Genomic DNA, 25,465 nt, shown 5'->3' with positions numbered 1-25,465 from the left:
TTTTCTAATCCCCCTTTTCCCCACATGAATTTCTTATGATCAGTTTGGGTTCAAAAATCGTGGTTTCTTGTTCTGTTTTGTTTGTGTTCTTAATTAATTCAATTAATCGATTCGCTGCCTTTTCACCAATTTCATAGGCAGGCTGATAAACAGAGGTTAATGGAGGATCGACCAATTCTGCCCAAGCAGGATCATCATACCCAACAATAGCTACATCTTCAGGAACCTTTAGTCCTGATTCTTTTACCGCTTTCAATATTTCTAAATTTAAAATGTTGTTGGTAGAGATAATCGCATCCACTTTCTTTTCTTTAAGGACCTCTATAATTTTTTGTTTCGCCATTCCTGGTTTCTCATCTACAATCTCAACCCAGCTTTGTTGGTTACCCTTAGCTTTTAACGCCATTCCAAATCCTGCAACACGTTCATATCTTGGGCTGATATCATTAGGAGGATAAACCACTAACATAATCTGTTCTCTCCCCAGCGACAATAAATGCTCTGTTGCCATCCAAGAACCCTTAATATCATTCATGGCTACTGTGTTTAAAGATACGTTCGGTGTTTTACGGCTTACTGCTACAATCGGATAGGACCGTTCAATCAGTTCCTCATAGAAGGCTTTATTATGGATGGTTGGAGAGACAATCACACCATCTACTTTTCTTTGCATAAAACTCTTGATTTGTTCCACTTCAAGCTCAGGATCATCTCCTGTGTTTGAAATCATCAAACTATATCCCTTACTCCGGCAAGAATCCTCTACCCCCTCAAGGACAGCTGACCAAAAAGGATGGAGTTTAGAAAGAACAATCCCAATTACATTGGTTGTTTTCTGTTTCAGTCCTTGGGCCAAAGTGTTTGGCTGGTAATTTAATTCTTCAATGATCCTTAAAACCCGTTCTTTTGTATCTTTATTCACCTTTCCATAGTTTCCATTTATAATTCTTGATACAGTGGTTTTCGATACATTCGAAAGTCTTGCGATATCTGAAATAGTTATTTTTTCCATTTTCATGTAATCACCTCCTAAATAGTTCCTAATACTATCTATTAAATACTATTAGTTTTTTAAACTTTACATCCCAGATTCAATGTTAGCGTTTACAATTGGTACAATATTTTTTTACTTGTAGCACTTTTCCATTATTCTACATCTAAGCCTATCTGGTTAACCGGTTTCATAAAAGTGCAAGAAAATAGACTTATTAATGTCTTCAAAGAAATCAGGCGGTTAACCGGTATCATTATTGATTCCATCAGTATCTAATGGAAACTTTAATGAAATATTTATAAAATCTTTTGTTGGTTAACCGGTTTCATACTTTTCTTAAACAAAATATACTATATGACTTTTAGGTCTGTCAACAATTTATTCTAAATATATTTTTTATTTTAAATTATCTGAAATCAATACCTACTTTTGTCAAAATCAAAGATGATAATAATTATTTCAGAAAACCTTTATATTAACCTTCCAAATACAAATTTAAGTACTAATTCTGAAAAAGTTTTGATAGATTTTAAAAAAATGACTATCAAATTAGCTTTCAATTTGATAGTCATTTTTGGTTACATTTTTAGTTGTTTGCCTTGGAAATGGAACCTGTTATACACATCGTGGTTAACAAATTATGCTGTAGTATATACTTCTTCCTTATTTGATTCATGGCGAATCGTTGCTTGTGCAGCAGCTAATCTTGCCAGCGGCACGCGGTAAGGTGAGCAGCTTACATAATCTAAACCTGTTTTGTAGCAGAAATCAATCGACGTTTTTTCTCCGCCATGTTCACCACAGATACCCGTTTTTAACGATGGCTTTGCTTCACGACCAAGCCTTACGCCCATTTCTACTAATCTGCCAACACCTTCTTGGTCAAGGACAGCAAAAGGATTTTCTGGCAGTACTTTATTTTCAATATAATTCTGCAGGAATTTCCCTTCTGCGTCATCACGGCTGTATCCAAAAGTAGTTTGGGTTAAATCGTTTGTTCCAAATGAGAAGAAATCGGCTTCTTCGGCAATTTGGTCAGCTGTAAGTGCCGCACGTGGAATCTCAATCATTGTTCCAATCGTATATTCAAATTGCTTTCCTGTTTCTTCCTGTACTTTTTCGGCAGCATCAATCACGAGCTGACGCATTTGTTTTAACTCATTCACGTGTCCAACAAGCGGGATCATAATCTCCGGCTGCACTTCCATCCCTTTATCCGCTAGCTTCGCAGCTGCATAAAAAATAGCTGTTGCTTGCATTTCGTAAATTTCCGGATAAACCATTCCGAGACGACAGCCTCGGTGACCGAGCATTGGGTTGAATTCATCTAATTGACGAACCTTTTTCAACAATAATTCTTTTTTCTTCAACTCAGGTGAAGTAGGGTCTAAAATTTGCAGCTTTGTTACTTCAACTAACAACTCTTCTTTATCGGGTAAGAATTCATGTAATGGCGGATCTAATAAACGAATCGTAACCGGGAATCCTTGCATGGCTTCAAATATTCCTTCAAAATCGCCTTGCTGCATTGGCAGCAGCTCATCAAGGGCTTCCTTACGCTCATTATATTTCTCTGCTAAAATCATTTTTTGAACAATTGGAATTCGTTTTAAGTCCATAAACATATGCTCCGTACGACATAATCCAATTCCACCTGCACCAAATTCAAATGCTTTTTGTGCATCTTCAGGATTGTCTGCATTCGCTCGTACACCAATTTTTCGTTCTTGGTCTGCCCAAGCCAGTAACAGCTGGAACTCATCGGAAAGCTGTGGTTCAATCATTGGAATTTCTCCAAGCATGATTTCTCCTGTAGAACCATCAATGGTAATAATATCTCCGTAGTTAATAACCTTTTCGTCAACCTTAAATTGTTTTGCTTTCACATCAATTTTCAATGCATCACAGCCGCAAATACATGCTTTACCCATACCGCGGGCTACAACTGCAGCGTGGCTTGTCATACCACCGCGACTCGTTAAGATTGCTTGCGCGGCAACGATACCATGGATATCATCAGGAGTTGTTTCTGGACGAACAAGAATAACCTTTTTACCAGCATTTCCTAATTCCTCCGCTTCATCTGCGTCAAATACAACTTGACCAGTAGCAGCTCCTGGTGACGCCGGCAGACCTTTTGCCAATAACGTACGCTGATATTTATCATCAATTCGACGGTGAAGCAGCTGATTTAATTGATCAGGATCTACACGAAGCAAGGCTGTCTTTTTATCAATGATTCCTTCCTCGACCATTTCAACAGCAATCCGAATCGCAGCTTGTGCAGTCCGCTTGCCATTACGCGTTTGAAGAATAAATAATCGACCACGTTCGACCGTGAATTCAATGTCCTGCATTTCCTGATAATGCCCTTCAAGATGTTTGCATGTTTCCGTGAATTGCTTGTAAACCGCAGGCATTTCATCCTGTAAGGTTTGGATTGGCTGTGGTGTACGAATCCCTGCAACTACATCTTCGCCCTGTGCATTAATTAAATATTCACCGTAAAGAACATGCTCACCGGTTGAAGGATTTCTTGTAAAAGCAACGCCTGTTCCAGAATCGTTCCCCATGTTACCGAACACCATGCTTTGAATATTTACAGCTGTACCGAGGTGATCAGGAATTTTATTCAAGCGGCGGTAGACGATAGCACGCTGATTATTCCAAGAATCAAACACCGCGTTAATAGCAAGAAATAGTTGCTCCTTTGGATCTTGAGGAAAGTCTTTTCTTGTATGCTTTTTAACAATACCTTTATATCCTTCAATGACTTCTTTCCAGTCTTCAGCACTCATTTCTGGATCGGCATGATAGCCTTTCTGCTCTCGTGTTTCTTCTAATAATTGTTCAAAATAATACGTATTGATATCAAGAACGACATTACTAAACATTTGAATGAAGCGGCGGTAAGAGTCATAGGCAAAACGAGGATTATTGGTCAATTCCCCCATCCCAATAACGGTTTCATCATTCATACCAAGGTTTAGGACTGTATCCATCATCCCTGGCATTGAAAAAACAGAGCCTGAACGGACAGATACAAGTAATGGATTCTTTGCATCCCCTAGTTTTTTCCCCATTTTTTCTTCAAGGGTACCGAGTGCTCCCAATACCTGACTTTCAACTAAGGATGGAATCGTTTTTCCCGAATCATAATAGGCATTACATGCTTGTGTCGAAATCGTAAAACCATACGGAACGGGTAACCCGATACGCGTCATTTCCGCTAGGTTAGCCCCTTTCCCTCCAAGCGTTTCCTTCATATTTCCATTTCCTTCATGAAACAAGTAAACGAATTTTTCCATCATTATAAGCTCCTCTCTTTTTTCAACACTTCTAAAATTAGTCCAGCTGTTTCTTCTATTGCTTTATTTGAAACATTGATAATCGGACAGCCTACTCGCTTCATAATTTTTTCAGCATAATCCAGTTCATCAAGAATTCTCTCGAAGCTTGCGTAACTTGCTTTGGAACCTAACCCTAACGCCTTCAGTCTTTCAATACGGATTTGGTTTAATTTATCTGGTGAAATAATTAACCCAATACAATTTTTTCTTGGAATTTGGAACAATTCATCTGGTGCTGGAACCTCGGGAACTAACGGAACATTCGCAACCTTAAAGCGCTTATGCGCCAAATACATCGATAATGGTGTCTTTGATGTCCTTGAAACACCTATCAGAACGATATCAGCCTTAAGGATTCCCCTTGGATCACGCCCATCATCATATTTAACCGCAAATTCAATCGCTTCTATTTTTCTAAAATACTCTTCATCTAGTTTTCTCATTAAGCCAGGCTGGTGATGAGGCTTTTTGTTGAAACTAGTGGTGAATGCATTTATTAAAGGACTAAGCAAATCCACCGCATTAATGTTTTCTTCAGCTGCACGGCGATCTAAATATTCTTTTAAAAGTGGGACGACAATCGTATAGGCGATAATCGCCTTTCCTCTTTTTGCTAGAAGAATAATATCCTCAATGTCTTCTAAATCATCTACATAGGAACTTCGGCGAATCTCAACATTTCCACCGTTAAATTGTGTTGCTACTGCTTTTACAACAAACTCGGCCGTTTCCCCAACCGAGTCTGAAACTACATAAACAACTTCCTTCTCTCCCAAAATCGCTGCCACTCCCCTTATATCGAATTTTGCTCCATAATTTCTAGATATGCTCTTGTAATCGTTGTTTTTGTAATTCGCCCGATTAGTAAATATGTATGGTTGCCAGGATTGATTTCTTTGACTACTGGTAAGGAGTCAATGTGATTCGAAATCATCTTTTTAGCAGCTTCCAACAATGTTTCATCAGGTGTGATTGTGATGAGATTAGGCATTCTGGTCATGATGACACTGCAAGGCAATTCTTGTAAATCTTGATTGCCAATGGCTGTGCGCAGCAAATCTTTTCTTGAAATGACTCCCGCTAAATAACCACTGCTATCAACCGCATAAAGCGTTCCGACATCTTCTAAAAATAATTGGACAATCGCGTCATATACGGAGGTAGATTTATCAACAACAATTGGATGAGCTTTATAATCGACAACCTTTTGGTGCAGAAATTTTTCTGCCTGAAGCTTCACTTCATAATTATGATTGAAAAAATATCCCACACGAGGTCTGGCGTCCAAATTGCCAGCCATTGTTAATATTGCTAAGTCAGGTCGTAATGCAGCTCTTGTTAAAGAAAGCTTTTCTGCAATTTGTTGCCCTGTTATAGGTCCGCTTTCCTTCACAATCCTGAGAATTTCGTCTTGGCGTTTCGACAGTTTAATCACATTAACCCCCTTTTCAATTTAATTAGGTTGTATTTGTTAGCAAAAATGTAAATGTGCTATACTTATTAATATTTAGTATATTACATTTATACAATAAACGATACTATTTGTTCAACATATTTTTGACAATATATTAAATTTTTCAAAAAAGAGCCCACAACAGCCTAGTTAATAAGATACCTTCCATCTATTTAATTGTGTGCCAGCTCATGTTATAATGAGGAACTTAGGATGATTACGACTTTTACTCTTAATTGAACGGATGCCAAGATAAGCCTCCGCGCAAGTGTAAAATATGGAGGTGTAAGAGAATGAATAAACGTTGGACGATTGGTAAGATTAAAGAATTTGTTGAGAACAATTCGGAAAGTAAGCTGCTAACGACTGAATATCAAGGTTTTTCTCAAAAGTTACTATTTAAATGTGCATGTGGCAACAACTTTGAAAAAACATTTACGAAATTTAAAAATAATGACCAACGGAAATGTGAAGTGTGCCAACCGCCAAAAACATCACGTTAAACGTATAGCGAATAAATAAAGAGCCAATTTCTATTTAAGAGAAATTGGCTCTAGTTTTGTTTATGCAGACCATATTTGGTAAGTGTTCTTCAACTTATTTTTGACAGTTTGGACAGAAAAAGGTTTTACGAGAAGAGATTATTCCTTTCATGATGGCGCTGCCGCATCTCTTGCAAGTCTCTCCTTCTCGGTCATACACAAGACAGCGATTATTATAGCCGCCCGTTAAGTGATCTCCTTGATAAAAGGGATTTTCCATATAGCCGCCATTTTGAGAGCGTCTAAGAGAACCTGCCTAATCGATTGGTAGAGTTGAATTCGTTCAATATTTTCCTCATAAACACGCAAAAAAACCGAACTTTTTAAAGTTCGGTTTATGTATCGACAATTATTAAGTGGGCCTAAATGGACTCGAACCATCGACCTCACGCCTATTGTGCGTGCACTCTAACCAGTTCAGCTATATGCCCATGTAAATGAATTGAAGCGGGTGATGAGAATCGAACTCACATCATCAGCTTGGAAGGCTGAGGTTTTACCACTAAACTACACCCGCAAGTTGGTTCCTTTTTAATGCCCTATGGAATAGTACATGAGATATTATAACATTCTACCCATGAGTTTGTAAACTACTTTTCATCCCTCTCAAGTTGTTTAAATTTATCCAATAATTGTCGCGAATCGCTTGCTGCAATAAATTTACCATTTACAATCGCATACGGAGATATCTTGCATTCCTCGCACCTGCTTTGACAATTGTATTCCTTAAATTCGATATTTTTTTTACTAAGAAAGGTGCTGTATTCATTTTGTAACTCTTTAGGTAAAAAACGATCTAGATTTTTTTCACAAAAATCAATTTTCAACTTTCTTTCTTTTGTAAAAAGTTTAGTAATAAAATTCATATGATGAACATCTCCACTGCTTGGCATTACATATAGTATAACAATTTCCCCTTAATATTGCTCCTTTTATAAAGGCTCTTTTCTTAACCATTGTTGCTTTTTGGATTAAAATTTTATAAGAAAAGAGCCTGCAAACTAAATTCTAAAGCGCAAAATAACTATTTCCACGTTAAAATCGGCTTTAAGAATTTAACAAAAATCTTACGAAAACAGCCTTTATAAATGATAAAAGAGCATCCCTTGTTAGTTAGGCTGCTCTTTTAGTGACTATTCAAGAAATGATTATCATTTCGAATGTTTTTTGTCAATTTTCGCCTCGATTCTTTCCATTGCTTTTACATCACTTTTTAATTCCTGTTTATTATCACTTACTAATTTTTTAAAGCTTACATGACGTTTTCTCATTTGTTGTGCCTCCACCTTTCTATTCTATGTATCTATTATACTAAACTTGAAAAGGTTAGCATATGTTAAATATTACAATTTTTCGAACATTTTTTAAATTTATTGAATTATGACAACCAAATCGACAAGAATATGGAAAAAGTGGTGAGGATTACCCAAAAGAGCTATCCTCGTTTTTCCTTCAATCTACCACTACCACCGCGATTACATCACTGAATGCCACACGCTGAAATTCTCCAGGTTTTTCCTCGACACGAAGCTGTTGTGTAATGGGATCGATGTAATGAATATAACCAGTCATGTCCTCTGTAAATCCCTCTTCCCTGGTAGTAAGCTTTACTGGCAAATGATTTTCCATTGCATAGCCAATCCGTTGGTCAAACTCCTCTGTCTGATACTCGTCGAGTAAGGGCTTGGCTTGTCGTTCTTGATTCTTAAACAACGCCCGTGTCATTGCGAATCCTTCCGGCATAAATGACGCAGGCCGCCATTTCATCTTGCCTCTATCGCGTATTGCCATTTAGGTCATCTCCTTCGTATTTTATTATATACGAACATGAGTTCTGTGTGTATACAAAAAAAAGACACCCACTCTCAAAGTAAAGGTCTCCGTTTTTGGGTGCTAATATGAATTACGTAATTTATTTATTAATCAGGTATTTAAGGTCTTTTTAAGACTATTGACAAAACAATGGCACCATTTTTTTACCGTGAAATCACTCTTTTGAATAGCTCCCTAAATTTCTCCCTATCTTCTGATGTAAATGGTTTTGGTCCCTTTGTACGCTTTCCGCTTTTTCGGGCCATTGCACTCAAATATCGTGTTTGTAATAATTGGTCAATGTTTTCATTTGTATAGCTATACCCATTATGGTGAAGAACCGTACACCCTTTTGCTAAACCTAGCGAAGCTAGACCATAATCTTGCGTAACGATAATATCTCCTTTTTGCGCTAACTTCATAATCCGATAATCCGCAGCATCTGCTCCAGAATCAACATAAATGGTTTCCACTCCTGATGGTTGTTCCGCAATAGAAAAATGTGAAAAGCTAGTAACAAGGATAACAGGAATTTTAGCATTCGTACCTTCTGCGATAATAATATCTTTTACTGGACAAGCATCTGCATCAACATAAATTTTCATCTTTATTTCTCCCGTAAATAAGTTTGAGTTGATGATAATGGCAGATCTAGCTTTTGTCAAACGAAGGGCGATAAGGAGTATAGGGTTTATTTCATTATCTATAAAATCAAAAAATACTCACAAACGTTGACAATCCAACATTTGTGAGTATTTGACCCGCTTTTTATTCAGCTTCTCCAACTACCGTAAATCTTTCATTTACATGCTTCGGATTTTCGACTTCATCTACTACAGCAAGGGCAAAGTCTGCATAACTTATATAACTTTCGCCTTTTGAATTAACCAGAAGGTGATCTTTCCCGGACTGGTAAGAACCTGTTCTTTTTCCTTCTGCATCGAATACAGCAGAAGGGCTGATAAATGTCCAGGTTAAGTCCGCTGATTCCTGTAATTCTTGCAGGTTCCTTCCTTGACCCATAGCCGTTGGTTTAACAAAATCCGGAAATTCAGGAGTATCGATTAGTTTTACGGTTTTGTTCTCGTCGACAAAAAGACTTCCAGCTCCGCCAACAACGATTAATTTGGTACTTGTTCCTTTTAATGCCTCAATTAACGCATGACCTGCATCCACATGTGCTTGTTCTTCTCCAAGCGGTGCTCCAAATGCATTGATTACAACATCAAACGCTTTTAAATCACTAGTTGTTAATTCGAACACATTTTTCTCAATGACTGCTACATTTTTATCTTGGAGTTTAGACGCATCTCTTACAATAGCTGTTACTTGGTGTCCTCTGGTTACGGCCTCTTTCAAAATTAGACTACCTGCTTTTCCACTTGCTCCAATAACTGCGATATTCATCCTGTATTCCTCCTAATATTTGTTACATTAATTATTTACTTGTTGCCTTTTTAACCACTGGCACGACCTCTGTAGCTAATAGTTCAATATTTTCAGCTACTTTATTAAAAGGTAATCCTCCAATATCAACTTGTGCTAGGAAACGTGTGTGACCAAAAAGTTCATGTTGCCGTAAAACTTTCTCGACAATTTGCTGAGGACTGCCAACGAACAATGCTGTATTTGGACTTGCCATATGCTCGAAGTCTTCCCTTGACATCCTGGTTCCCATTCCTCGTTGTCGATTTACATAAGACCAATAGTTGGAGTAATAGGGAAAGAACTCGTCTTTAGCCTGCTGCGTTGTATTCGCAATAAAAGCATGCCCTGTTACACCCACTTTTAATTCTTCTGGGGAATGACCTGCTTCCAACCCAGCATTACGGTATATGTCCACAAGCGGTTTGAAGCGCAATGGATCCCCGCCTAAAATCGCCAGCGCCATTCCTACTCCAAATCTTCCAGCACGAACCGCACTCTCAGGCGTCCCGCCAACGCCAATCCAAATTGGCATTCGCTCCTGTACCGGTCGTGGTGAAATTTCCGCATTCTTTAAAGCAGAACGATAATTTCCCGACCAAGTAACCTTTTCATTTCTATTAAGTTGTAGAAGCAAATCCATATGCTCGGTAAAAAGCTCATCATAATCGTTTGTGCTATACCCAAAAAGAGGGAATGATTCTATGAATGCTCCTCTGCCAGCCAGAATTTCTGCACGGCCATCTGATAGTAAATCCAATGTTGCGAAATCCTCGAATAAGCGTACGGGGTCAAGCGTGCTTAACACACTTGTCGTACTCGTTAATTTAATCCGCTCTGTGACTTGGGCAATGGCAGACAAAACAACAGCTGGGGATGAGACGGCATAATCTAACCGATGGTGCTCTCCTACTCCAAAAACATCCAATCCAGCCTCATCTGCAAGCTTTGCTGCTTGAATGATTTCTTTCACTCGTTGCTGGGCCGTAATCGTTTTACCTGTTAAAGGATCCGGACCAATATCTGCAAGTGTGTAGATACCGATTTCGATGCCGTTTTTTTCAATAGTAGACAATTGGATTCCTCCCATTTTTATACTGCTAAAACAACTCGATTTCCAGAAGGATCATATGCTATAAAATTATTATTTTCTTCCATAACATTGGCACCAATCTTTTTCAACTTACTTATTGCTTGATTACGTGCTTCTTCATTAGGCAATATGAGAGTGAAAGATTCTAGACCTACACTATTTTTTGCAGGAGTTGGTGCCCCTATTCCATTCCATGTATTGACTCCAATATGATGATGATACTTTCCTGTTGAAAGGAATAGTGCCTGCACACCATATCGATTGACGACATCAAATCCAAGTCCTTTTACATAAAATTCTTCTGTCTTTTTCAATTCAGAAACATGTAAATGAATATGACCCATTACCGTTCCTTCCGGCATTCCTTTCCAAGACTTGCCTGAGATAACAGTTGTTAATAGATTTTTAAAATCAAGTGGATCAACTGTCATTGCCACTTCTTCGCCTTTCCAGCTCCATACAGAAGAATCCCGATCTATATAAATTTCAATACCGTTTCCATCTGGATCATTTAAATACAATGCCTCACTTACAAGGTGATCAGAAGAGCCAAATTTTATCCCTTTTTCCACCAAATGAACAACAATATTTGCTAAATCCGATCTTTCTGGTAACAGGATGGCAAAATGATATAAACCTGTTGTCCTTCCCTGCTTTGGTATGACATTATCAGGTTGCTCAAGAGACAAAATACTTGTTTTACCATCACTTGTCAGCTTTACTGTTGAAGCTGTTTGTTCTAAAACATCGAAACCAAGAACATCTTGATAAAATGTTAACGAACGCTGTAAATTTTCTACCTTGATTTTGACATGCCCCACAAATGTCGTTGGTTTAGTATGAAATCCCATATATAGGCCTCCTAGTATCATTTTTTTCTTATGATTGAAAAATCTTTTGATCCAAAGAAATTTGCGATTTATCAGCTAATACAAAATAAATGGATATCACTAGTAAAATAAGTTCCAGTTCATACCCTGCCATTTGACCATTGCCTAGAAAACCAAGTGAAAGTTTCGCAGAAAAAATAGCTCCTGCCATAATAAGTGCAAATAATATAGAAACAATGCGTGTTCCAAGTCCTACTATCAAAGCAATACCGCCTATTAATTCAATTAAGGCAACCACATACGCCATAAACCCAGGAATTCCAATACTGTCAAAAAAGCCTACTGTATTTGTAATTCCTCCTTGAAACTTTGATAATCCATGAATAAAAAATGTAAGTCCTAAAACAGCTCTTACAATAACTTTCCCTATTTCGTTTTTGTTCATTATTCATTCTCCTTTTCTTAGTTAGTTACTTTATGTAAGTAAGTATATTTGTGTAATTAACTTTTGTCAAGTAACTACATTTATTTTTGTAATCAAATATCATTTTTGTGGTATACTATACATAAGAGAGGTGTAATTGCAATGAAACAACCAACCATTTGTCCAAGATTTGAAAAGGCTATTTCGCTTTTAAGTCAGCGTTGGACTGCATTAGTCATCTATCAATTATTGTCCGGCACGCAGAGGTTTAGTGAAATTCAATCTGCAATTGGTATCAGTGGAAAAGTATTATCGGAGCGTTTAAAGGATTTAGAGCACCAAGATGTAGTAAAACGTAAAGTTATACCTGAAACACCTGTAGTCATTGAATACTCATTAACGGAAAAAGGCCATTCACTTGAACCAATTTTACGAGAAATCGAAAACTGGTCTCAGCTTTGGGTTCCACCTGTAACTGAGTAATCCTACTATATTTCATAACAAAAAAAGACATTTTCATGGTGATTCCTAATTGAAATCACTTATGGAAATGTCTTTTTTGAATAAACTCTCCTAATTTGTTATACGACAACATTAAGTTGCACTTAAAACGGTTTTATTGACTTTTTCCTCCTTAATTAAAAGGACCCCTACGAATCCCATCAAGGAAAATAGAATAGGTATGGTAAAACCATAATGATAGCCAATATTTATAGAATCTTGAGGAAAAAGATCTAGTATATATCCGAAAACAATCGGCAATAAAACGGCACTTAAAAATCCTCCCATATTGGAGAATCCTGTAACAACACCCACCTCTTTCCTAGGGAAGGATTCTCTGACTATCGCGAATGTTAATGAGCTTGCTCCACTGCCAAAACCTATGATAAAAAGCAAAACCACTACGATAAAAAATGGAGGTTTCACGCCTGATAAAAACAACACCGTCCAACTAATCACCACAATAACATGAATAAGGGAGTAGATTTTTTTAATCGAATTCAGTCTACTTGTAACCCAACCGATGAAGGGACCGCCAATCATGGCACCAAAAAGACCATACATGATAAGCTGACTTGCCTCTGAAAGTGATAGTCCCAAGACATGTATTCCATACGGAACTCCCCATGAACCAATAAATCCTATATAGGTACCGACCAACCCAAAGTGGCATAGGAAGGTTGCCCATGCTTGTCGAGTAGAAAACATTCGCTGAAGTATGGCCCAAACACTTTCTCGGTCTCTAATAGGCCTCTTCTTACCTTCGGAATCATCTTTAAAAATTTTTTTAGGCTTTGAAACGAGAACGGTATATAAAAGATAGGATGTTACCACTAAAATAATTCCTATGCTAAGGAATGTCGTTTTCCAGCCTGAGAATGAAATCCACATAGAAAAAGGAACGGTAGCTGCTAGTGAACCAAGACCCCCAACCAGAGAAATCAGACCTAACAATCTAATAAATTCGTTAGCCTTAAACCACTGATTTAAGATTAAGATTAAGTTGACAAAAATGGTTGCATCTCCCGTGCCAACTAAAAATCGAGCGAAAATCAACACATATTCATTGGGAGCGAGACTGTAAATAAGGCTTCCTAGCCCCGTAAGAAGTGTGCCGATAATAAGAAATCGATTGGGACCATATCGATCAGATAATAAACCTGCAGGAATTTGAAATCCTGCATAGGCTAAAAATTGAATACTGCTTATAAGACCGATGAGAGAAGCTGAAACGTGAAACTCCTTCATTAATTGGTCGGTAATTAATCCTGGAGCTGTTCTTTGGCTTACAATTAAAAAGTAAGCGAATAAGGCGGTCCCAAAAACCACCCATCGATAGCCACTGTCCTGTTTTTTCATCTTGATGTAACCTCTTTCGTTTTAAAATTTCTACTGTTTAAGGCTACTTTGTTTCCTAAATTTAAATTCTACCACTATTATCCTTTTACTGAAAATAAAAAACACCCACAAAAATGAATTGTGAATGTTTCAAATTAGATCATCGATTGTTATATTAATACCAAACCACGTTTGATGATATTACTAATCGGTTCTTCGGTGGTGGTTCTGATTTTCACTTTCGTTGTGCTTTGTTGGATTCTTTGGCAAACTTGATTTTTTATGTAATGATTATGATGAAAAACGCCGCCTTGAAAAATCATATCAAATTCGTCCTGTTGGATGTCAGCTTTTTCAATCGCCGTTTCGATAAGGAGCAGCAGTTCACTCACTGCAGCATCTAAGATGCGTTTACTGACTGTGTCTCCTAGTCGAAAAGCCTCATCCACTACAGCCGCAAGAGCTCCTACCTCGTCAACAGAATAACTATCACTATATGTCCAATTATATAAATCCTCAATTTTATTAAAATTAAATTTTTCCAAAATCAGCTTGGATAACAGTGTTTCCTCTCCACGGCCATCCACCATTTTGAGAACTGCCTGAATGGCTTGTTTACCAATCCAATAACCACTACCTTCATCACCAACTCGGTGTCCCCAGCCACCTGAACGGACTATCCGATTGTTGCCATCATGAGCAAATATAATCGAACCTGTTCCAGCGATTAATAGAATGCCAGCATTGTTTTGGGTAGCTCCTAATAGGGTGGAAAGACAATCATTTTCAACGAGTAAACGACCAATTTCAATCGACAAAGCCGTAACCGCTCGCTGAACAACTCCTGCTACTTCCTTTTCATCAATCACGGTATCAATTCCCGCAAGTGCAAACACTGCTTTATTTAGCTTTACGGTATGATCTGGTTCTATCCCAGCATCATTAAAAGCAGCAAGAACAGCTTCCACTAAAGTCTTTTTGGCTCCTTCTGCCCCTACTACATGATAATTAGAAGCCCCTGCCTTCCCTTCCCCAAGGATGGTTCCATCAGCTTCGACAAGGACTGCCCGCGTTTTGGTTCCTCCCCCATCGACCGCAAGCAGTTCGATGGTGTTCTTATTCATTTTCTCCAGTCCATTCTGTAATGATGTCCTTAACCACAGAAGAGGATGTGAAAAGGTGCTCTAGTTTTTCTGTTAACCAGTTGGCCAGATGGTTCTGTTCATTCAATCGAACTTCGATTGTTTTTTCCATTCTACTCGGGCTAGGACCGCCCTCTAAGTCACGGATTTTAACGAAATATTCAGGGCTTAAGCATTGTTCTAATTCTTCTTCAGTTAAAACAGATTCTTTTCCTACAACCTTTTTTGTTTGTGTGTTTAAAAGTTCCAACGTTAACGATTCTAATGATGTTTTTCCACTATTCATTAACTCTTTAACCGTTGCACTTACGACATGATGTGCTTGGCGGAATGACAGACCATCCTTTCGCACGATGGTATCCGCTAATTCCGTTACGTTTGCAAAGCTTTCCTTGGCTCTATTTAATAGCGTTTCTTTCTTAACTTCCATCGTCAGTAATACACACGTTAATAAATCATAAATGCCGCCTAATTTTTCAATAGCTTTCCACATATACGGCTGCATATCATCTTCAGTATCTACAATATCTCCAAATGGTGTATTATGGAGCATGAGCAAAACAGTTTGGCAATCTCCTGCTACACTGGATAAAAGGCCCCTCATATGCTCTATGGAAACAGGGTTGCGTTTTTGCGGCATGATCGAGCTAATTTGGACATATGGTGCGGAAAGTAGAAAGGCTCCATACTCTTGCGTACCCCATAATAAGAAGTCTTGGATTGATCTTCCTAAATTTAGTGCTGACAACTGAACAGCAGTCGCCGTTTCCGCTATATAATCAGCACCTGCAACGGCATCCCAGGCATTATCAATCATGTCCTCGAAGCCAAGAAGCACCTTCATCCGTTCGCGGCTAATCCCAAATCCCGAGGTAGTTAGTGCCGCTGCTCCCATACTACTGCGATTAACAGTTTTATAAGCTGCCTGCAGTCTTGTAATATCACGTGTCAGCATATCCGTCATCGCATTTAAATAATGAGCCAACGTGGTAGGCTGCGCCTGTTGGGTATGGGTATAACCAATCATCACCGTTTTTTTATGCTCGTCCGTCAATTCAATCAAGGCCTGACGAAGTGTTAACGCCTTTTCCACCAATACTAAAAGCTTTTTCCGAAGTGTCATGCGGTAAATGGCAATTCCCATATCATTGCGGCTTCTGGCAATATGAAGGTTTCCTGCAATATCGCCTGCCTCTTCAATTAGCGCATGCTCGACTTCAAAAAATAAATCCTCAAACTCACCCGTGTAGCTTCTACTTTTTACCTCCTGCGCATCCAAGTTGGCTACTGCTTTGGCAATTTTCCGAGCTTCATCTTTTCCAACCAGCCCTTGTTCCACCAGCATAATCAAATGGGCTTTATGAATTTCGACCATAGAGTCAATAAATTGTTGTTTCGCTTCATCATAGGCCGGTTCCAGCACCATGGATGTATAGGTTTTAGAAGGAAAAGTTGTGCCTTCTTTCTTTATGATTTGTTCTCTCAGTGAGGTTTTCACTTTGATCCATCCCTTCTGTCGATTAATTTTCAAGCCAGTTTTTGATTAACTCATTCATATTTGCCGTTGCTTTTTCAACGATTTTTTTCCCCTTTTCGTAGGAGGTTTGTTGAATAAGCCCTGTATAACCATCCCACGCCTTTGGAGTGCCCTCTACTAGAATGTAGGGGTAGGATGAGAGTGGCGGTACCTCTTTAAATTCTTCATCGTCTGCATTTACACGTACCAAATCCGGACGGAACGCTTTAACAGCAGACATTTCGTATGGACCGCCATGTCCTCTTCCTTTCGTGCCTTCAAAGCCAATTTCCGCAGCAGCGTTGATATCGACCATTTGCCACCAGTTTATGAGTAAGAAGCTTGCATCGGTATGCTTTCCCGTTACATATTCTGCTACTGTTCGAGAAACACCCATATTGCCGTCATGCGCATTTAATAGAATAATTTTTTTAATCCCTTGTTCGATAATTCCCATCGTTATATCAATCAAGTATTCTTGAATAATAATTGGGCGAATTGGAATCGTTCCTTTATATTTATTCGTTTTTCCTGGACAGGCTGTATAGGGAATAGTTGGGAACACGGCACCACCTAAGCTGGGATCAATCACGTTGGCAAATCCTTCTGCTAACACAATATCCGTACCTAAAGGAGAATGTGGACCATGATACTCAAAGCTCCCTAACGGAACAACAGCAAAAACTGCCTGCTCTAGCGTTTTTAGGTCTCTTCCATGAATGTCACATGCGTTCAACCAGATTTCCCCCTTTTAAATGGCCGAACCTGCTTTTCCATCTGTTATTTTTTGCGAAACGAAAAGAACGGTAATAATTAGAATGATTTGCAGCACACCGTAGGCACAGGCTGTTCCGAATTGGAAGGCATACATTTTTTGGAATATTGCCACAGATAACGGCATGGTTGATGTACTATAAATTAAGATAGAAGCAACGAATTCACCTATTCCTTGAACCAAGGCCAGCAAGGTTCCTGCGAGTATACCTGAGAAAGCCATTGGAACAACGACTCGTCTAAATGTGTACCACCAATTGGCACCTAAACTACGAGCCGCTTCCTCTATCGATTCATCCATTTGCATTAACGCAGCAGAAGTTGATCGGAAAATAAGGGGTAAATGCCGTACGAAATACGCTAATGGTAAAATCCAGAACGTACCAATTAACACTTGATTAAAGCTGAATACACTCGGTTCGCTGAATGCCGCGATCAAGTTAACGGCTACAACGGTACCAGGCAGTGCCCACGGAACCATGATTAAAATATCAAGGATGGCTTTTCCTTTAAACTTGGTCCGAACCATAGCATAGGCCGCCGCGACACCGAACAAAATATTCCCAGCGGTTGCCACAAAACTCATCTGTAAACTGTTCCAGATTGGACGCCAGGTTCGTTCATCTGTAAATAAATCAATATAATGCTGTAATGTATAAGCCGTTGGGATCACTTGAACCGTCCATTCCCCGTCCACTGAAAAAGAAATCAGCACAAGAACAAGGATGGGAAGCATTAAAATAATGACCCCGATAAAGGAAAGAAACATCGACATGTATTTTGCAAATTGGGAACGTAATTCTGTACGATGAACACTGATCCCTTTACTTTGATTTTGATAGTTCCGTCTTCCTTGATACCATCTCATCAAAATTAAGAAGGAAATCGATACAATGGATAGAATGGTAGATTGTGTTGCTGCCATATCGAGACTTCCATTTGTACGAGATAAATAGATTTGCATCGTCATCGTCCGTTCCACACCGAACATCAAGGGTGCTGTGTATGAAGCCATTGAAATCATAAACACAAGTAAGGAAGATGCGATTAACGCTGGAGTTAACATCGGAAGGATAACCTTCATCCAAATACGAATTCTTCCAGATCCGAGGCTTGTCGCCGCTTCTTCTAAGGAAGGATCCAGACCTTTAATTGCTGCTGCTGCCGTTAAATAAAAGTATGTATACATGGTGAACGTATGAACGACGATAACACCCATAACACCTTTTAATGAAAAAGGTACTTTTTCAAGATCAAATAGTACCTGAAATGCCCTGGGGATGATTCCACTTTCTCCATAGAGAAAGGTAAAAGATAACACACCTACGAGTGGCGGCAATGCCATCGGTACCAGGATTAAGACAGAAAGGAGCTTTCTTCCAGGAAACTCATATCGTTCCATTAAAAACGCCATGGTGACACCAACAATCGCACAGGTAATCACACTAATGACTGAAATATATACACTTGTCCAAAGCGCTTCTAGGTTAGCTGTACTTGTTAACCCAAAAAAGCGCTGATAATTTTCGAGAGTTGCCCCTCCTTCGCCCACGATGCTTTGAACAAAGGTTTGATAAAACGGATAGATAACATACGCTATAAGAACTAAAAAAAGTGGAGAGATTAAAACATAGATAAAATATTTCGAACGAGAAAGCCGAGACCACCAGTTTTCTTGTACAGCAGTAGATTGATTCGCATTCATTCTATCACCTCTATTCTCCAATTAAGTAGATTCCTTTTTCAGGTACGTGAAGGGTAATCGAATCGCCGCGCTTAAGGATTTCATTTCCTTTATTGATAATCATAACCTTCATAATGTTAGAGCCAACTTTTACCACATAATTAATACTTACCCCTGTAAATTCCACAAATTGAATGGTGCCTGTCACCTGATTTGGGCCTGTACCTTCGAATACCGCTTCCGGGCGAATCGAAACTTTAATAGATTCACCAACGGACAGCTTTTTCCCATTAGCAGTTTGTGTCATACTTCCTTGGACAAAAATGTCATCATCTAATTTAACCTTAACGGCATCTCCTTTTACTTCAACGACTTCCGCTTCAAGGATGTTTGATTCTCCAATAAAGGACGCAACAAAGTGATTGGTAGGTTGGTTATAAATTTCCTGCGGCGTGCCAATTTGTTGAACGACCCCTTCCTTCATAACCATAATGCGATCTGACATCGTCATCGCTTCTGTCTGATCATGGGTCACATAAATGGTCGTTACACCTAATTCGACTTGAAGTCTTTTAATCTCTAATCTCGTTTCTTCACGCAATTTTGCATCTAAGTTGGACAAGGGTTCATCAAGCAGAAGAATATCTGGTTCAATGACTAACGCGCGAGCTAAGGCCACACGCTGCTGTTGACCACCTGAAAGCTCATTGATTTTACGAGTCCCATATTTTTCAAGATGAACTAGCTTTTGGGCACGTTCCACTTTTTCTTTTATCACCGCTTTTGACATTTTACGAACCTCAAGACCGAATGCAATATTTTCAAATACCGTCATATGAGGAAAAAGGGCATAGTTTTGAAAAACCATTCCAATATTGCGTTTATTTGGCTGCAGTGTCGTGACATCCTTGTTATCAAAGAGAATCTTTCCCTTTGACGGATAATAAAATCCCGCTATCATCCGTAATGTCGTCGTTTTTCCACATCCTGATGGACCTAAAAAAGTAAAAAACTCTCCAGGTTTCACATCGATATCAACGTTCTCTACTCCAACTGATGTCCCAAACATTTTACTAACGTCATCAAGTCTTACACTTTTCAACACAAACACCTCGCTGTTCTTAAAAATGAGCCAAAAAGAAAAGCCTTTAGTTGGGCTTATTCTTTTACAAGGTAAGAAAGTATTTTCATGCCTTCTTACCTTGTAAAAGAGGGTGAAAAAACTCCTTCACCCCTTTTATCGTAATCTATTAATTTTTACCTTTGATATTTTCGTCCCAATGCTGCATCCACTCAGCTTCTTTTTCAGCCATTACTGACCAGTCAAGGTCTAATGACTTCAGGTCAAGCTCTTTATACCAATCTGGCATAGTGGATTTGTCGATATCGGTACGAGTTGGAATTTGGAATAAATCTTTTGCCAAAGTTGTACGAGTTTCTGGATCAAACAAGAACTCATAGAATAATTTTGCGTTATCCAAGTTTTTAGCATCCTTTACAAGACCAACAGCATCGACTAAAATTGGTGCCCCACTTTCTGGATACACGAAATCAAATGGTTGATTGTGCTGATTTTTTTGGATTAGAATATCTTGTAGATTCCATAGCGAAATCGAACCTTCTTGACGAGCAAGCTTTAAGTATAGGTTTGTTGGGTCTTGTGCATATTCTTTTGTATTGGCATCAAGCTTTTTAAGCCACTCATAACCCTTTTCAGGAGTATCTGCACCTTGTTCATGAATCATCGCAGAATAGATGGTTCTCATCGTACCAGATGCTAAAACACCACGGATGATGATTTGGTCATTCCACTTGGAATCAAGAAGATCATCCCAGTCCTGTGGAGCTTCATCTTTCTTAAGCATGTCAGAGTTGTACATGATAACTTCTGGAAGAAGCATTTCACCATACCAGAGGCCTTTTGGGTCCTTATGTTCTGGTAAAATACTTGCATCAAAGCTTGGTTTGAACGATTCTAACAGATCTTCATTGGCTGCTGTCATAAATGCAGATTGTGTTCCACCCCACCAAAAGTCAGATTGTGGATTGGCTTTTTCTCCACGAACACGTTCAAGAACCTGTTGCGCTCCCATCGTTAACACGTCAACCTGTACATCAGGGTATTTTTCATTAAACATTTCAACCACTTTGTCGACAATCGTTTGGTCACGGGCGGTATAAATAACAAGGTTGCCACTTGCTTCAGCTGTTTCTTCTGTTCTTCCTTCGTCTTTTTCTTTTTCCGGTTTTTCCCCGCCTGAAGAACTACTCGAACAGGCTGACACGAAAAGCATTAGAGCAGCTATCAAGAATACCAATAAACTTTTCTTCTTAAACATATTTCTCCCCCTATAAATGATTTAATTTATTCTTAAAGCAGGCGAAATTACCTGCAAAGAACCAAAATAGTGAACAACCTAATTTAAAATACTATCGTATTCCCGCAAGAACAAAGAAACTGCACCTATAACTCCTGCATTTTCCCCTAATTGTGATTGAAATATTTCTACTGAACTAGGCAAGTATTGATGAACGATCTTTTGTAATCTTGGAAGAATGAAATCAGCAGATTTCATCACTCCTCCATCGAGAATAACAACCTCTGGATTTAATAGAGTCGCAGCATTGATGATTCCATAGGCTAAATGTTCAATAGCGTCTTCGACAACCGTAAGAGCGGTAACATCTCCTGCTTTCGCTAATGAGAAAGCCTGCTCACCAGTTAACTCCGTTTCCGCCGCTTCAGCATATAAAGAATGACTCTTATTTTGCTGGACAAGCTCTGTAAATCTTCTCCCAATCGCTTTTCCACCAGCAACACTTTCAAGATAACCATAGCGATGAAAAATTGGTTTAAACTCGTTCTTCATATTATTTTTATCTGTAACCATATACCCCAGTTCCCCAGACGCATAAGAGGATCCACGATATAGCTGATTATGAATAATAATTCCACTGCCAATCCCTGTTCCAACGGATATAAACAGTACATTTTCTTTATTTTTGGCCCTGCCTAACCATTGTTCCCCTAGGACTGCTATATTGACATCATTATCAACATAAATAGGGAAGGAAAAGAATCGTTCAGCCTCTGTCAAAAACGGATAACGAACCCATTTTAAGCTTGGCGCTTCTACAACAACCCCCGTTTTCGTTTCTGTAATACCTGGTACTCCTACTCCCATACCGAGAATCATACTCTTATCTAACTGATTCCTTTGAATCATCTCTTGTACTTCTTTTTGAATTTGTTTGAGCAATCCATTCTCTAATTGCTTTCTTGTATTAAAACTACTTGCACAGATAATCTTTCCACCTAGATCAGAAATGGCGGTTTTTACTTTGGTGCCGCCGATATCCACCCCGATGACATAAGCTGCTTTTTCATTAAAATAAAGATGAATCGGTCTTCTGCCACCCTGTGAAGAGGATTCTCCGATGCCTTTTTCATGAACCCAGTTCTCTCTTACTAATTCATCCACCAGCAAGGATACGGTCGGCTTGCTAAAATGGAGCTTTTCAGCTATCGCTGCCCTAGATATCGGTTGATAATTTTTAATACATTGTAAAACCATCTTTTTATTATTCGTCCGTATCTCTGCATTTGATAGTTTCTTATTCATAAACATCACGGCCTTAATTAATTTTGATAGCGTTAGTTAGTAAGTTTAACTAATTTAATTAAACTATACCCCAAATTGGAAACGTTGCCAATATTTAATTAAAAAAATTTTGATAATTGCGATTAGTTTATGAATAATATGTTAGGCCCAGTCCGCTAAGCCCGTATGAAACCTGATACCTATTATCTTAGTACCACTACCAAAGGCCTTATTTCCAAATATTAGATAGTAATTTGGTAATATTTACAATATTCTGAAAGGCACTATAATCGGACTTGTAAGTATTTACGTCCAATTAGTTAGTTACCTTTACTAACTAAAACTACATAATGAAGAAAGGAGACTTGCATCGTATTATTTCATTTACTATTGAAAGGGGTTACAAGAATTGAAAAAACTTTTTTGTTTATTGATGTCCATTCTTTTAATTGCTTCCCTACTACCTCCAATAAGTCTTGCACAAGAACAAAGTGAAGCTGATGTTGAGCTTTGGAATGTTGTTAAACCTCTAGATACTACTGTTACTTTCTTAAACACTGGAGCACATCCAGACGATGAACGCAGTGATTTACTTGCCTATTTATCACGCGGGTTAGGTGTGAAAACTGCTAGTTTAATCGCTAATCGTGGTGAAGGTGGACAAAATGCCATTGGTAATGAATTAGGGAATGCCCTTGGAATTATTCGCTCCAATGAAATGATTGAAGCGGCCAAGGTAAATGGCGTTAAAGCCTATCATTTAAGTGAAACCACATCTGATGCTATCTATGATTTTGGTTTTTCGAAATCACCCGATGAAACCCTAACAAAATGGGGTGAAGATGTAGTTTACGAACGTTTAATCAAATTTATTCGAACCTATCAACCAGATATTGTTATGCCTTCTTTCGAAAATGTTGATAGCCAGCATGGTCATCACCGATTAATGGCGATTTTATCTGAAAGAGCATTTAAAGATGCTGCCGACCCAGCCGTTTTCTCTGAACAATTGAAAAATGGATTAGAGCCTTGGCAGATCAAAAAGTTTTATTTACCAGCTACTGCTACAACTGCCACAACCTCAATCGAAATTGGTAACTTTGACCCAATTTACGGTATGAGTTACCCTCAACTTGGTGAGGCATCACGATATCTGCACAAGAGCCAAGGAATGGGAAATGATATTCCAGTTGCACCTAGACAATCACATCAAAAATTAGTTGAATCAGCGGTCCAAACGGATTCAAATGACCTCTTTTCTGGTGTTCCATACGACTTCCATGCATGGGCAGATATCGTGGCTGCTGATAATGTAAGCGAGAAATTGGATTCCTTACAAAACCAATTAGAAGGCATTATTAAGCTTTACCCAGACCGTTCGGCGATTTTACCTCAATCACAAAAGGCTTTAGGAGATGTCCAAAAATTAATAACTAGTACAAAATCAGCTAAATTGGATGCGGGTGTTAAAAATGACTTGCTTCATAAACTTGAACTAAAAGAAGAACAGCTACAACAAGTTAGTTACGTTGCTTCCGACCTTGCTGTTGATGTTGAAATCGGTTCATATGTATTAACTCAAGGAGAACAAACTCAAGTTGATGTTACCATTTCGAATGAAGGAAAAGAGAAAATCCAACATATCGAAGCAGCATTGCTTACGCCTGAAAATTGGAAACATGAAGGTTTAACTCAAGTAAAGCACCTCAAGCCTGGTGAATCAAAGACTGTTACCTTCAATGTCACCGTTCCTTCTAATGCAGAATATTACCAGCCTTATGGCGATGCTGTGATTAAGGCTAAACTAACATTTAAGGAAAACGGAGTGAAAACAACATCTGTCATTGATTTAGATAATACAGTGAGTGTGCTCCCTGAATTAAGTGTTACACCAGAACCCGTCAATATCACGGTTAATACTGCCAATGTACAAGATAAAATTCCGGCCACAGTTAAAGTAAAAAACTATGCTAAAGGTGCTAAAAACTCTACGGTTTCTTTAAATCTTCCTGAAGGCTGGACAAGTGAACCCGCAACAGCAGAAGTTAACTTCACTGAAAGATATGAAGAAAAAGAAGCATCGTTTACATTAGTTCCTCCGAAAGATATTGCTCAAGGCAATTTCACAATCCAAGCCATTGCAAAAGCAGATGGTAAAACATTTGATACTACCGTACAGGAAATAAAATATGACCATATCAATGACTCTTACTTCATGTACCCTTCTAACATTAATGGGGTTGCATTCGAGTTATTAAAACCTGACAATTTGAAGGTTGGTTATATTGACAGCGGCTTTGACACGATTGCTGATTCATTACTAAATGCTGGATTTGATATTACCAAGATTACTCCTGCAGAGCTAGCAACTGGTGATCTTTCTCAATTTGATACAATTGTCGCTGGAATCAGATCGACACTTGGAAGACCAGATGTATTGCAAAATAATCAAAGATTGCTTGAATATGTAGAAAATGGCGGTCATTTAGTGATGCAGTATGTGACATCAGGGGATCCATGGAATAGAGGTGCATTCACACCACCATACCCATTAACAGTCGGATCACCTTCTATTGAATGGCGCGTGACGGACGAAAATGCAAAGGTAACAGTTACTCAACCAGAACATCCGCTGTTTAACTATCCAAATAAAATTAACGATAGTGACTGGGAGAACTGGGTACAAGAAAGAGCTCTTTACTTCCCAAGCGCATGGGATGCCAACTATGAAACATTCGTATCCATGGCAGACCCTGGAGAAGCACCTTTTGAGAGCGGAATCCTAATGACTAACTACGGTGAAGGAACATTCCTTTACACAAACCTAGTATTCTACCGCCAGATCAATGCCCAAGTTCCTGGAGGATATCGAATTTTTGCGAACTTAATCAGCTATGGGGCAAATAACTAGGGACGTTCTTAAAAAAAGATGAAGAGATAAAGCCCTCTTTCACTATAGAAGAGGGCTTTATCTTATTTACAATT

Annotated in this window: 24 protein-coding genes and 2 tRNA genes; 3 read left to right on the top strand and 23 right to left on the bottom strand. The window is 38.7% G+C overall.

Annotated elements, in window-relative coordinates; genetic code table 11:
- Positions 1-4 precede the first annotated feature (4 nt).
- The 4 genes from J2Y03_RS04400 to J2Y03_RS04385 all read right to left on the bottom strand — a co-directional run bounded on the left by J2Y03_RS04400 (position 5) and on the right by J2Y03_RS04385 (position 5,779).
- Positions 5-1,018: a LacI family DNA-binding transcriptional regulator gene (locus J2Y03_RS04400; protein ID WP_310191039.1), complete on the bottom strand. Its 1,014-nt coding sequence runs from the start codon at positions 1,016-1,018 to the stop codon at positions 5-7.
- A gap of 614 nt (positions 1,019-1,632) precedes the next feature.
- A complete protein-coding gene (ppdK, locus tag J2Y03_RS04395; protein ID WP_310191037.1) occupies positions 1,633-4,302 on the bottom strand; it encodes a pyruvate, phosphate dikinase in 2,670 nt (889 codons plus the stop codon).
- Between the two features lie 2 nt (positions 4,303-4,304).
- Positions 4,305-5,120: a pyruvate, water dikinase regulatory protein gene (locus J2Y03_RS04390; RefSeq protein ID WP_132094739.1), complete on the bottom strand. Its 816-nt coding sequence runs from the start codon at positions 5,118-5,120 to the stop codon at positions 4,305-4,307.
- A gap of 17 nt (positions 5,121-5,137) precedes the next feature.
- Positions 5,138-5,779: a helix-turn-helix transcriptional regulator gene (locus tag J2Y03_RS04385; RefSeq protein WP_310191034.1), complete on the bottom strand. Its 642-nt coding sequence runs from the start codon at positions 5,777-5,779 to the stop codon at positions 5,138-5,140.
- Between the two features lie 311 nt (positions 5,780-6,090).
- On the opposite strand from J2Y03_RS04385, the gene J2Y03_RS04380 reads away from it, so the two are divergent.
- Positions 6,091-6,300, top strand: coding sequence for a hypothetical protein (locus J2Y03_RS04380; RefSeq protein ID WP_132094737.1), 210 nt, complete (start codon positions 6,091-6,093; stop codon positions 6,298-6,300).
- 94 nt (positions 6,301-6,394) lie between these two features.
- Here the strand turns inward: J2Y03_RS04380 and J2Y03_RS04375 are convergent, their stop codons facing one another.
- The 11 genes from J2Y03_RS04375 to J2Y03_RS04325 form a co-directional block, all read right to left on the bottom strand.
- Complete coding sequence (locus J2Y03_RS04375) at positions 6,395-6,559, bottom strand: zinc finger domain-containing protein (protein ID WP_310191032.1); 165 nt, start codon at positions 6,557-6,559, stop codon at positions 6,395-6,397.
- A 137-nt stretch (positions 6,560-6,696) separates the two neighbouring features.
- Positions 6,697-6,770: transfer RNA gene (locus J2Y03_RS04370), tRNA-Ile, on the bottom strand.
- Between the two features lie 15 nt (positions 6,771-6,785).
- Positions 6,786-6,856: transfer RNA gene (locus J2Y03_RS04365), tRNA-Gly, on the bottom strand.
- Positions 6,857-6,929: 73 nt separating this feature from the next.
- Positions 6,930-7,232: a DUF1450 domain-containing protein gene (locus J2Y03_RS04360; RefSeq protein WP_310191029.1), complete on the bottom strand. Its 303-nt coding sequence runs from the start codon at positions 7,230-7,232 to the stop codon at positions 6,930-6,932.
- 258 nt (positions 7,233-7,490) lie between these two features.
- The gene (locus tag J2Y03_RS04355; protein WP_132094733.1) at positions 7,491-7,610 is read right to left on the bottom strand and encodes an FbpB family small basic protein; all 120 of its coding nucleotides are present in this window, start codon (positions 7,608-7,610) and stop codon (positions 7,491-7,493) included.
- Between the two features lie 181 nt (positions 7,611-7,791).
- On the bottom strand, positions 7,792-8,130 hold the full coding sequence (locus J2Y03_RS04350) for a YolD-like family protein (RefSeq protein WP_310191025.1): 339 nt from the start codon (positions 8,128-8,130) through the stop codon (positions 7,792-7,794).
- A 185-nt stretch (positions 8,131-8,315) separates the two neighbouring features.
- Positions 8,316-8,756: a YaiI/YqxD family protein gene (locus J2Y03_RS04345; protein WP_132094728.1), complete on the bottom strand. Its 441-nt coding sequence runs from the start codon at positions 8,754-8,756 to the stop codon at positions 8,316-8,318.
- A gap of 163 nt (positions 8,757-8,919) precedes the next feature.
- The gene (locus tag J2Y03_RS04340) at positions 8,920-9,558 is read right to left on the bottom strand and encodes an NAD(P)-dependent oxidoreductase (RefSeq protein WP_310191023.1); all 639 of its coding nucleotides are present in this window, start codon (positions 9,556-9,558) and stop codon (positions 8,920-8,922) included.
- Positions 9,559-9,589: 31 nt separating this feature from the next.
- Complete coding sequence (locus J2Y03_RS04335) at positions 9,590-10,651, bottom strand: LLM class flavin-dependent oxidoreductase (protein ID WP_396954159.1); 1,062 nt, start codon at positions 10,649-10,651, stop codon at positions 9,590-9,592.
- Positions 10,652-10,668: 17 nt separating this feature from the next.
- A complete protein-coding gene (locus tag J2Y03_RS04330) occupies positions 10,669-11,520 on the bottom strand; it encodes a VOC family protein (protein ID WP_310191017.1) in 852 nt (283 codons plus the stop codon).
- A gap of 28 nt (positions 11,521-11,548) precedes the next feature.
- Complete coding sequence (locus J2Y03_RS04325; RefSeq protein WP_132094720.1) at positions 11,549-11,944, bottom strand: DoxX family protein; 396 nt, start codon at positions 11,942-11,944, stop codon at positions 11,549-11,551.
- A 141-nt stretch (positions 11,945-12,085) separates the two neighbouring features.
- Here J2Y03_RS04325 and J2Y03_RS04320 point away from each other — a divergent pair, with 141 nt between their 5' ends.
- Entirely contained in the window at positions 12,086-12,406 is a 321-nt protein-coding gene (locus J2Y03_RS04320; RefSeq protein ID WP_132094718.1) for a winged helix-turn-helix transcriptional regulator, read from the top strand.
- A 111-nt stretch (positions 12,407-12,517) separates the two neighbouring features.
- Here the strand turns inward: J2Y03_RS04320 and J2Y03_RS04315 are convergent, their stop codons facing one another.
- The 8 genes from J2Y03_RS04315 to J2Y03_RS04280 all read right to left on the bottom strand — a co-directional run bounded on the left by J2Y03_RS04315 (position 12,518) and on the right by J2Y03_RS04280 (position 22,501).
- Positions 12,518-13,783 (bottom strand): MFS transporter, encoded by a 1,266-nt coding sequence (locus J2Y03_RS04315; protein WP_310191012.1) that lies wholly within the window; start codon positions 13,781-13,783, stop codon positions 12,518-12,520.
- 149 nt (positions 13,784-13,932) lie between these two features.
- Complete coding sequence (locus J2Y03_RS04310; protein WP_310191010.1) at positions 13,933-14,886, bottom strand: N-acetylglucosamine kinase; 954 nt, start codon at positions 14,884-14,886, stop codon at positions 13,933-13,935.
- The gene (gene argH / locus J2Y03_RS04305) at positions 14,879-16,402 is read right to left on the bottom strand and encodes an argininosuccinate lyase (protein ID WP_310191008.1); all 1,524 of its coding nucleotides are present in this window, start codon (positions 16,400-16,402) and stop codon (positions 14,879-14,881) included. The genes J2Y03_RS04310 and argH overlap by 8 nt, the downstream gene beginning before the upstream one ends.
- A 22-nt stretch (positions 16,403-16,424) precedes the next feature.
- On the bottom strand, positions 16,425-17,156 hold the full coding sequence (locus J2Y03_RS04300) for a creatininase family protein (protein ID WP_132094713.1): 732 nt from the start codon (positions 17,154-17,156) through the stop codon (positions 16,425-16,427).
- A 15-nt stretch (positions 17,157-17,171) separates the two neighbouring features.
- Complete coding sequence (locus tag J2Y03_RS04295) at positions 17,172-18,899, bottom strand: ABC transporter permease (RefSeq protein ID WP_310191006.1); 1,728 nt, start codon at positions 18,897-18,899, stop codon at positions 17,172-17,174.
- A gap of 10 nt (positions 18,900-18,909) precedes the next feature.
- Positions 18,910-19,980: an ABC transporter ATP-binding protein gene (locus tag J2Y03_RS04290; protein ID WP_310191005.1), complete on the bottom strand. Its 1,071-nt coding sequence runs from the start codon at positions 19,978-19,980 to the stop codon at positions 18,910-18,912.
- Positions 19,981-20,128: 148 nt separating this feature from the next.
- Positions 20,129-21,217: an extracellular solute-binding protein gene (locus J2Y03_RS04285; RefSeq protein WP_310191002.1), complete on the bottom strand. Its 1,089-nt coding sequence runs from the start codon at positions 21,215-21,217 to the stop codon at positions 20,129-20,131.
- Positions 21,218-21,295: 78 nt separating this feature from the next.
- On the bottom strand, positions 21,296-22,501 hold the full coding sequence (locus J2Y03_RS04280; protein WP_310190999.1) for an ROK family transcriptional regulator: 1,206 nt from the start codon (positions 22,499-22,501) through the stop codon (positions 21,296-21,298).
- 388 nt (positions 22,502-22,889) lie between these two features.
- On the opposite strand from J2Y03_RS04280, the gene J2Y03_RS04275 reads away from it, so the two are divergent.
- Positions 22,890-25,391, top strand: a complete 2,502-nt coding sequence (locus J2Y03_RS04275; protein ID WP_310190997.1) for an NEW3 domain-containing protein — start codon at positions 22,890-22,892, stop codon at positions 25,389-25,391.
- Positions 25,392-25,465 lie beyond the last annotated feature (74 nt).

The sequence above is a fragment of the Neobacillus niacini genome (genome assembly GCF_031457145.1).
Taxonomy (GTDB): domain Bacteria; phylum Bacillota; class Bacilli; order Bacillales; family Cytobacillaceae; genus Neobacillus; species Neobacillus niacini_J.
Note: the sequence above shows the minus strand (reverse complement) of the source record. Positions and strands in the feature narration are given on the sequence as shown.

What these genes read in the sequence shown, in the direction of transcription:
- J2Y03_RS04350 (WP_310191025.1), bottom strand. Translation starts at nt 8,130, where the DNA reads ATGGCAATACGCGATAGAGGCAAGATGAAATGGCGGCCTGCGTCATTT.
- J2Y03_RS04360 (WP_310191029.1), bottom strand. Translation starts at nt 7,232, where the DNA reads ATGCCAAGCAGTGGAGATGTTCATCATATGAATTTTATTACTAAACTT.
- J2Y03_RS04315 (WP_310191012.1), bottom strand. Translation starts at nt 13,783, where the DNA reads ATGAAAAAACAGGACAGTGGCTATCGATGGGTGGTTTTTGGGACCGCC.
- J2Y03_RS04380 (WP_132094737.1), top strand. Translation starts at nt 6,091, where the DNA reads ATGAATAAACGTTGGACGATTGGTAAGATTAAAGAATTTGTTGAGAAC.
- J2Y03_RS04310 (WP_310191010.1), bottom strand. Translation starts at nt 14,886, where the DNA reads ATGAATAAGAACACCATCGAACTGCTTGCGGTCGATGGGGGAGGAACC.
- J2Y03_RS04280 (WP_310190999.1), bottom strand. Translation starts at nt 22,501, where the DNA reads ATGAATAAGAAACTATCAAATGCAGAGATACGGACGAATAATAAAAAG.
- J2Y03_RS04325 (WP_132094720.1), bottom strand. Translation starts at nt 11,944, where the DNA reads ATGAACAAAAACGAAATAGGGAAAGTTATTGTAAGAGCTGTTTTAGGA.
- J2Y03_RS04320 (WP_132094718.1), top strand. Translation starts at nt 12,086, where the DNA reads ATGAAACAACCAACCATTTGTCCAAGATTTGAAAAGGCTATTTCGCTT.
- J2Y03_RS04345 (WP_132094728.1), bottom strand. Translation starts at nt 8,756, where the DNA reads ATGAAAATTTATGTTGATGCAGATGCTTGTCCAGTAAAAGATATTATT.
- J2Y03_RS04340 (WP_310191023.1), bottom strand. Translation starts at nt 9,558, where the DNA reads ATGAATATCGCAGTTATTGGAGCAAGTGGAAAAGCAGGTAGTCTAATT.
- J2Y03_RS04330 (WP_310191017.1), bottom strand. Translation starts at nt 11,520, where the DNA reads ATGGGATTTCATACTAAACCAACGACATTTGTGGGGCATGTCAAAATC.
- ppdK (WP_310191037.1), bottom strand. Translation starts at nt 4,302, where the DNA reads ATGGAAAAATTCGTTTACTTGTTTCATGAAGGAAATGGAAATATGAAG.
- J2Y03_RS04285 (WP_310191002.1), bottom strand. Translation starts at nt 21,217, where the DNA reads ATGTTTAAGAAGAAAAGTTTATTGGTATTCTTGATAGCTGCTCTAATG.
- J2Y03_RS04375 (WP_310191032.1), bottom strand. Translation starts at nt 6,559, where the DNA reads ATGGAAAATCCCTTTTATCAAGGAGATCACTTAACGGGCGGCTATAAT.
- J2Y03_RS04400 (WP_310191039.1), bottom strand. Translation starts at nt 1,018, where the DNA reads ATGAAAATGGAAAAAATAACTATTTCAGATATCGCAAGACTTTCGAAT.
- J2Y03_RS04295 (WP_310191006.1), bottom strand. Translation starts at nt 18,899, where the DNA reads ATGAATGCGAATCAATCTACTGCTGTACAAGAAAACTGGTGGTCTCGG.
- J2Y03_RS04355 (WP_132094733.1), bottom strand. Translation starts at nt 7,610, where the DNA reads ATGAGAAAACGTCATGTAAGCTTTAAAAAATTAGTAAGTGATAATAAA.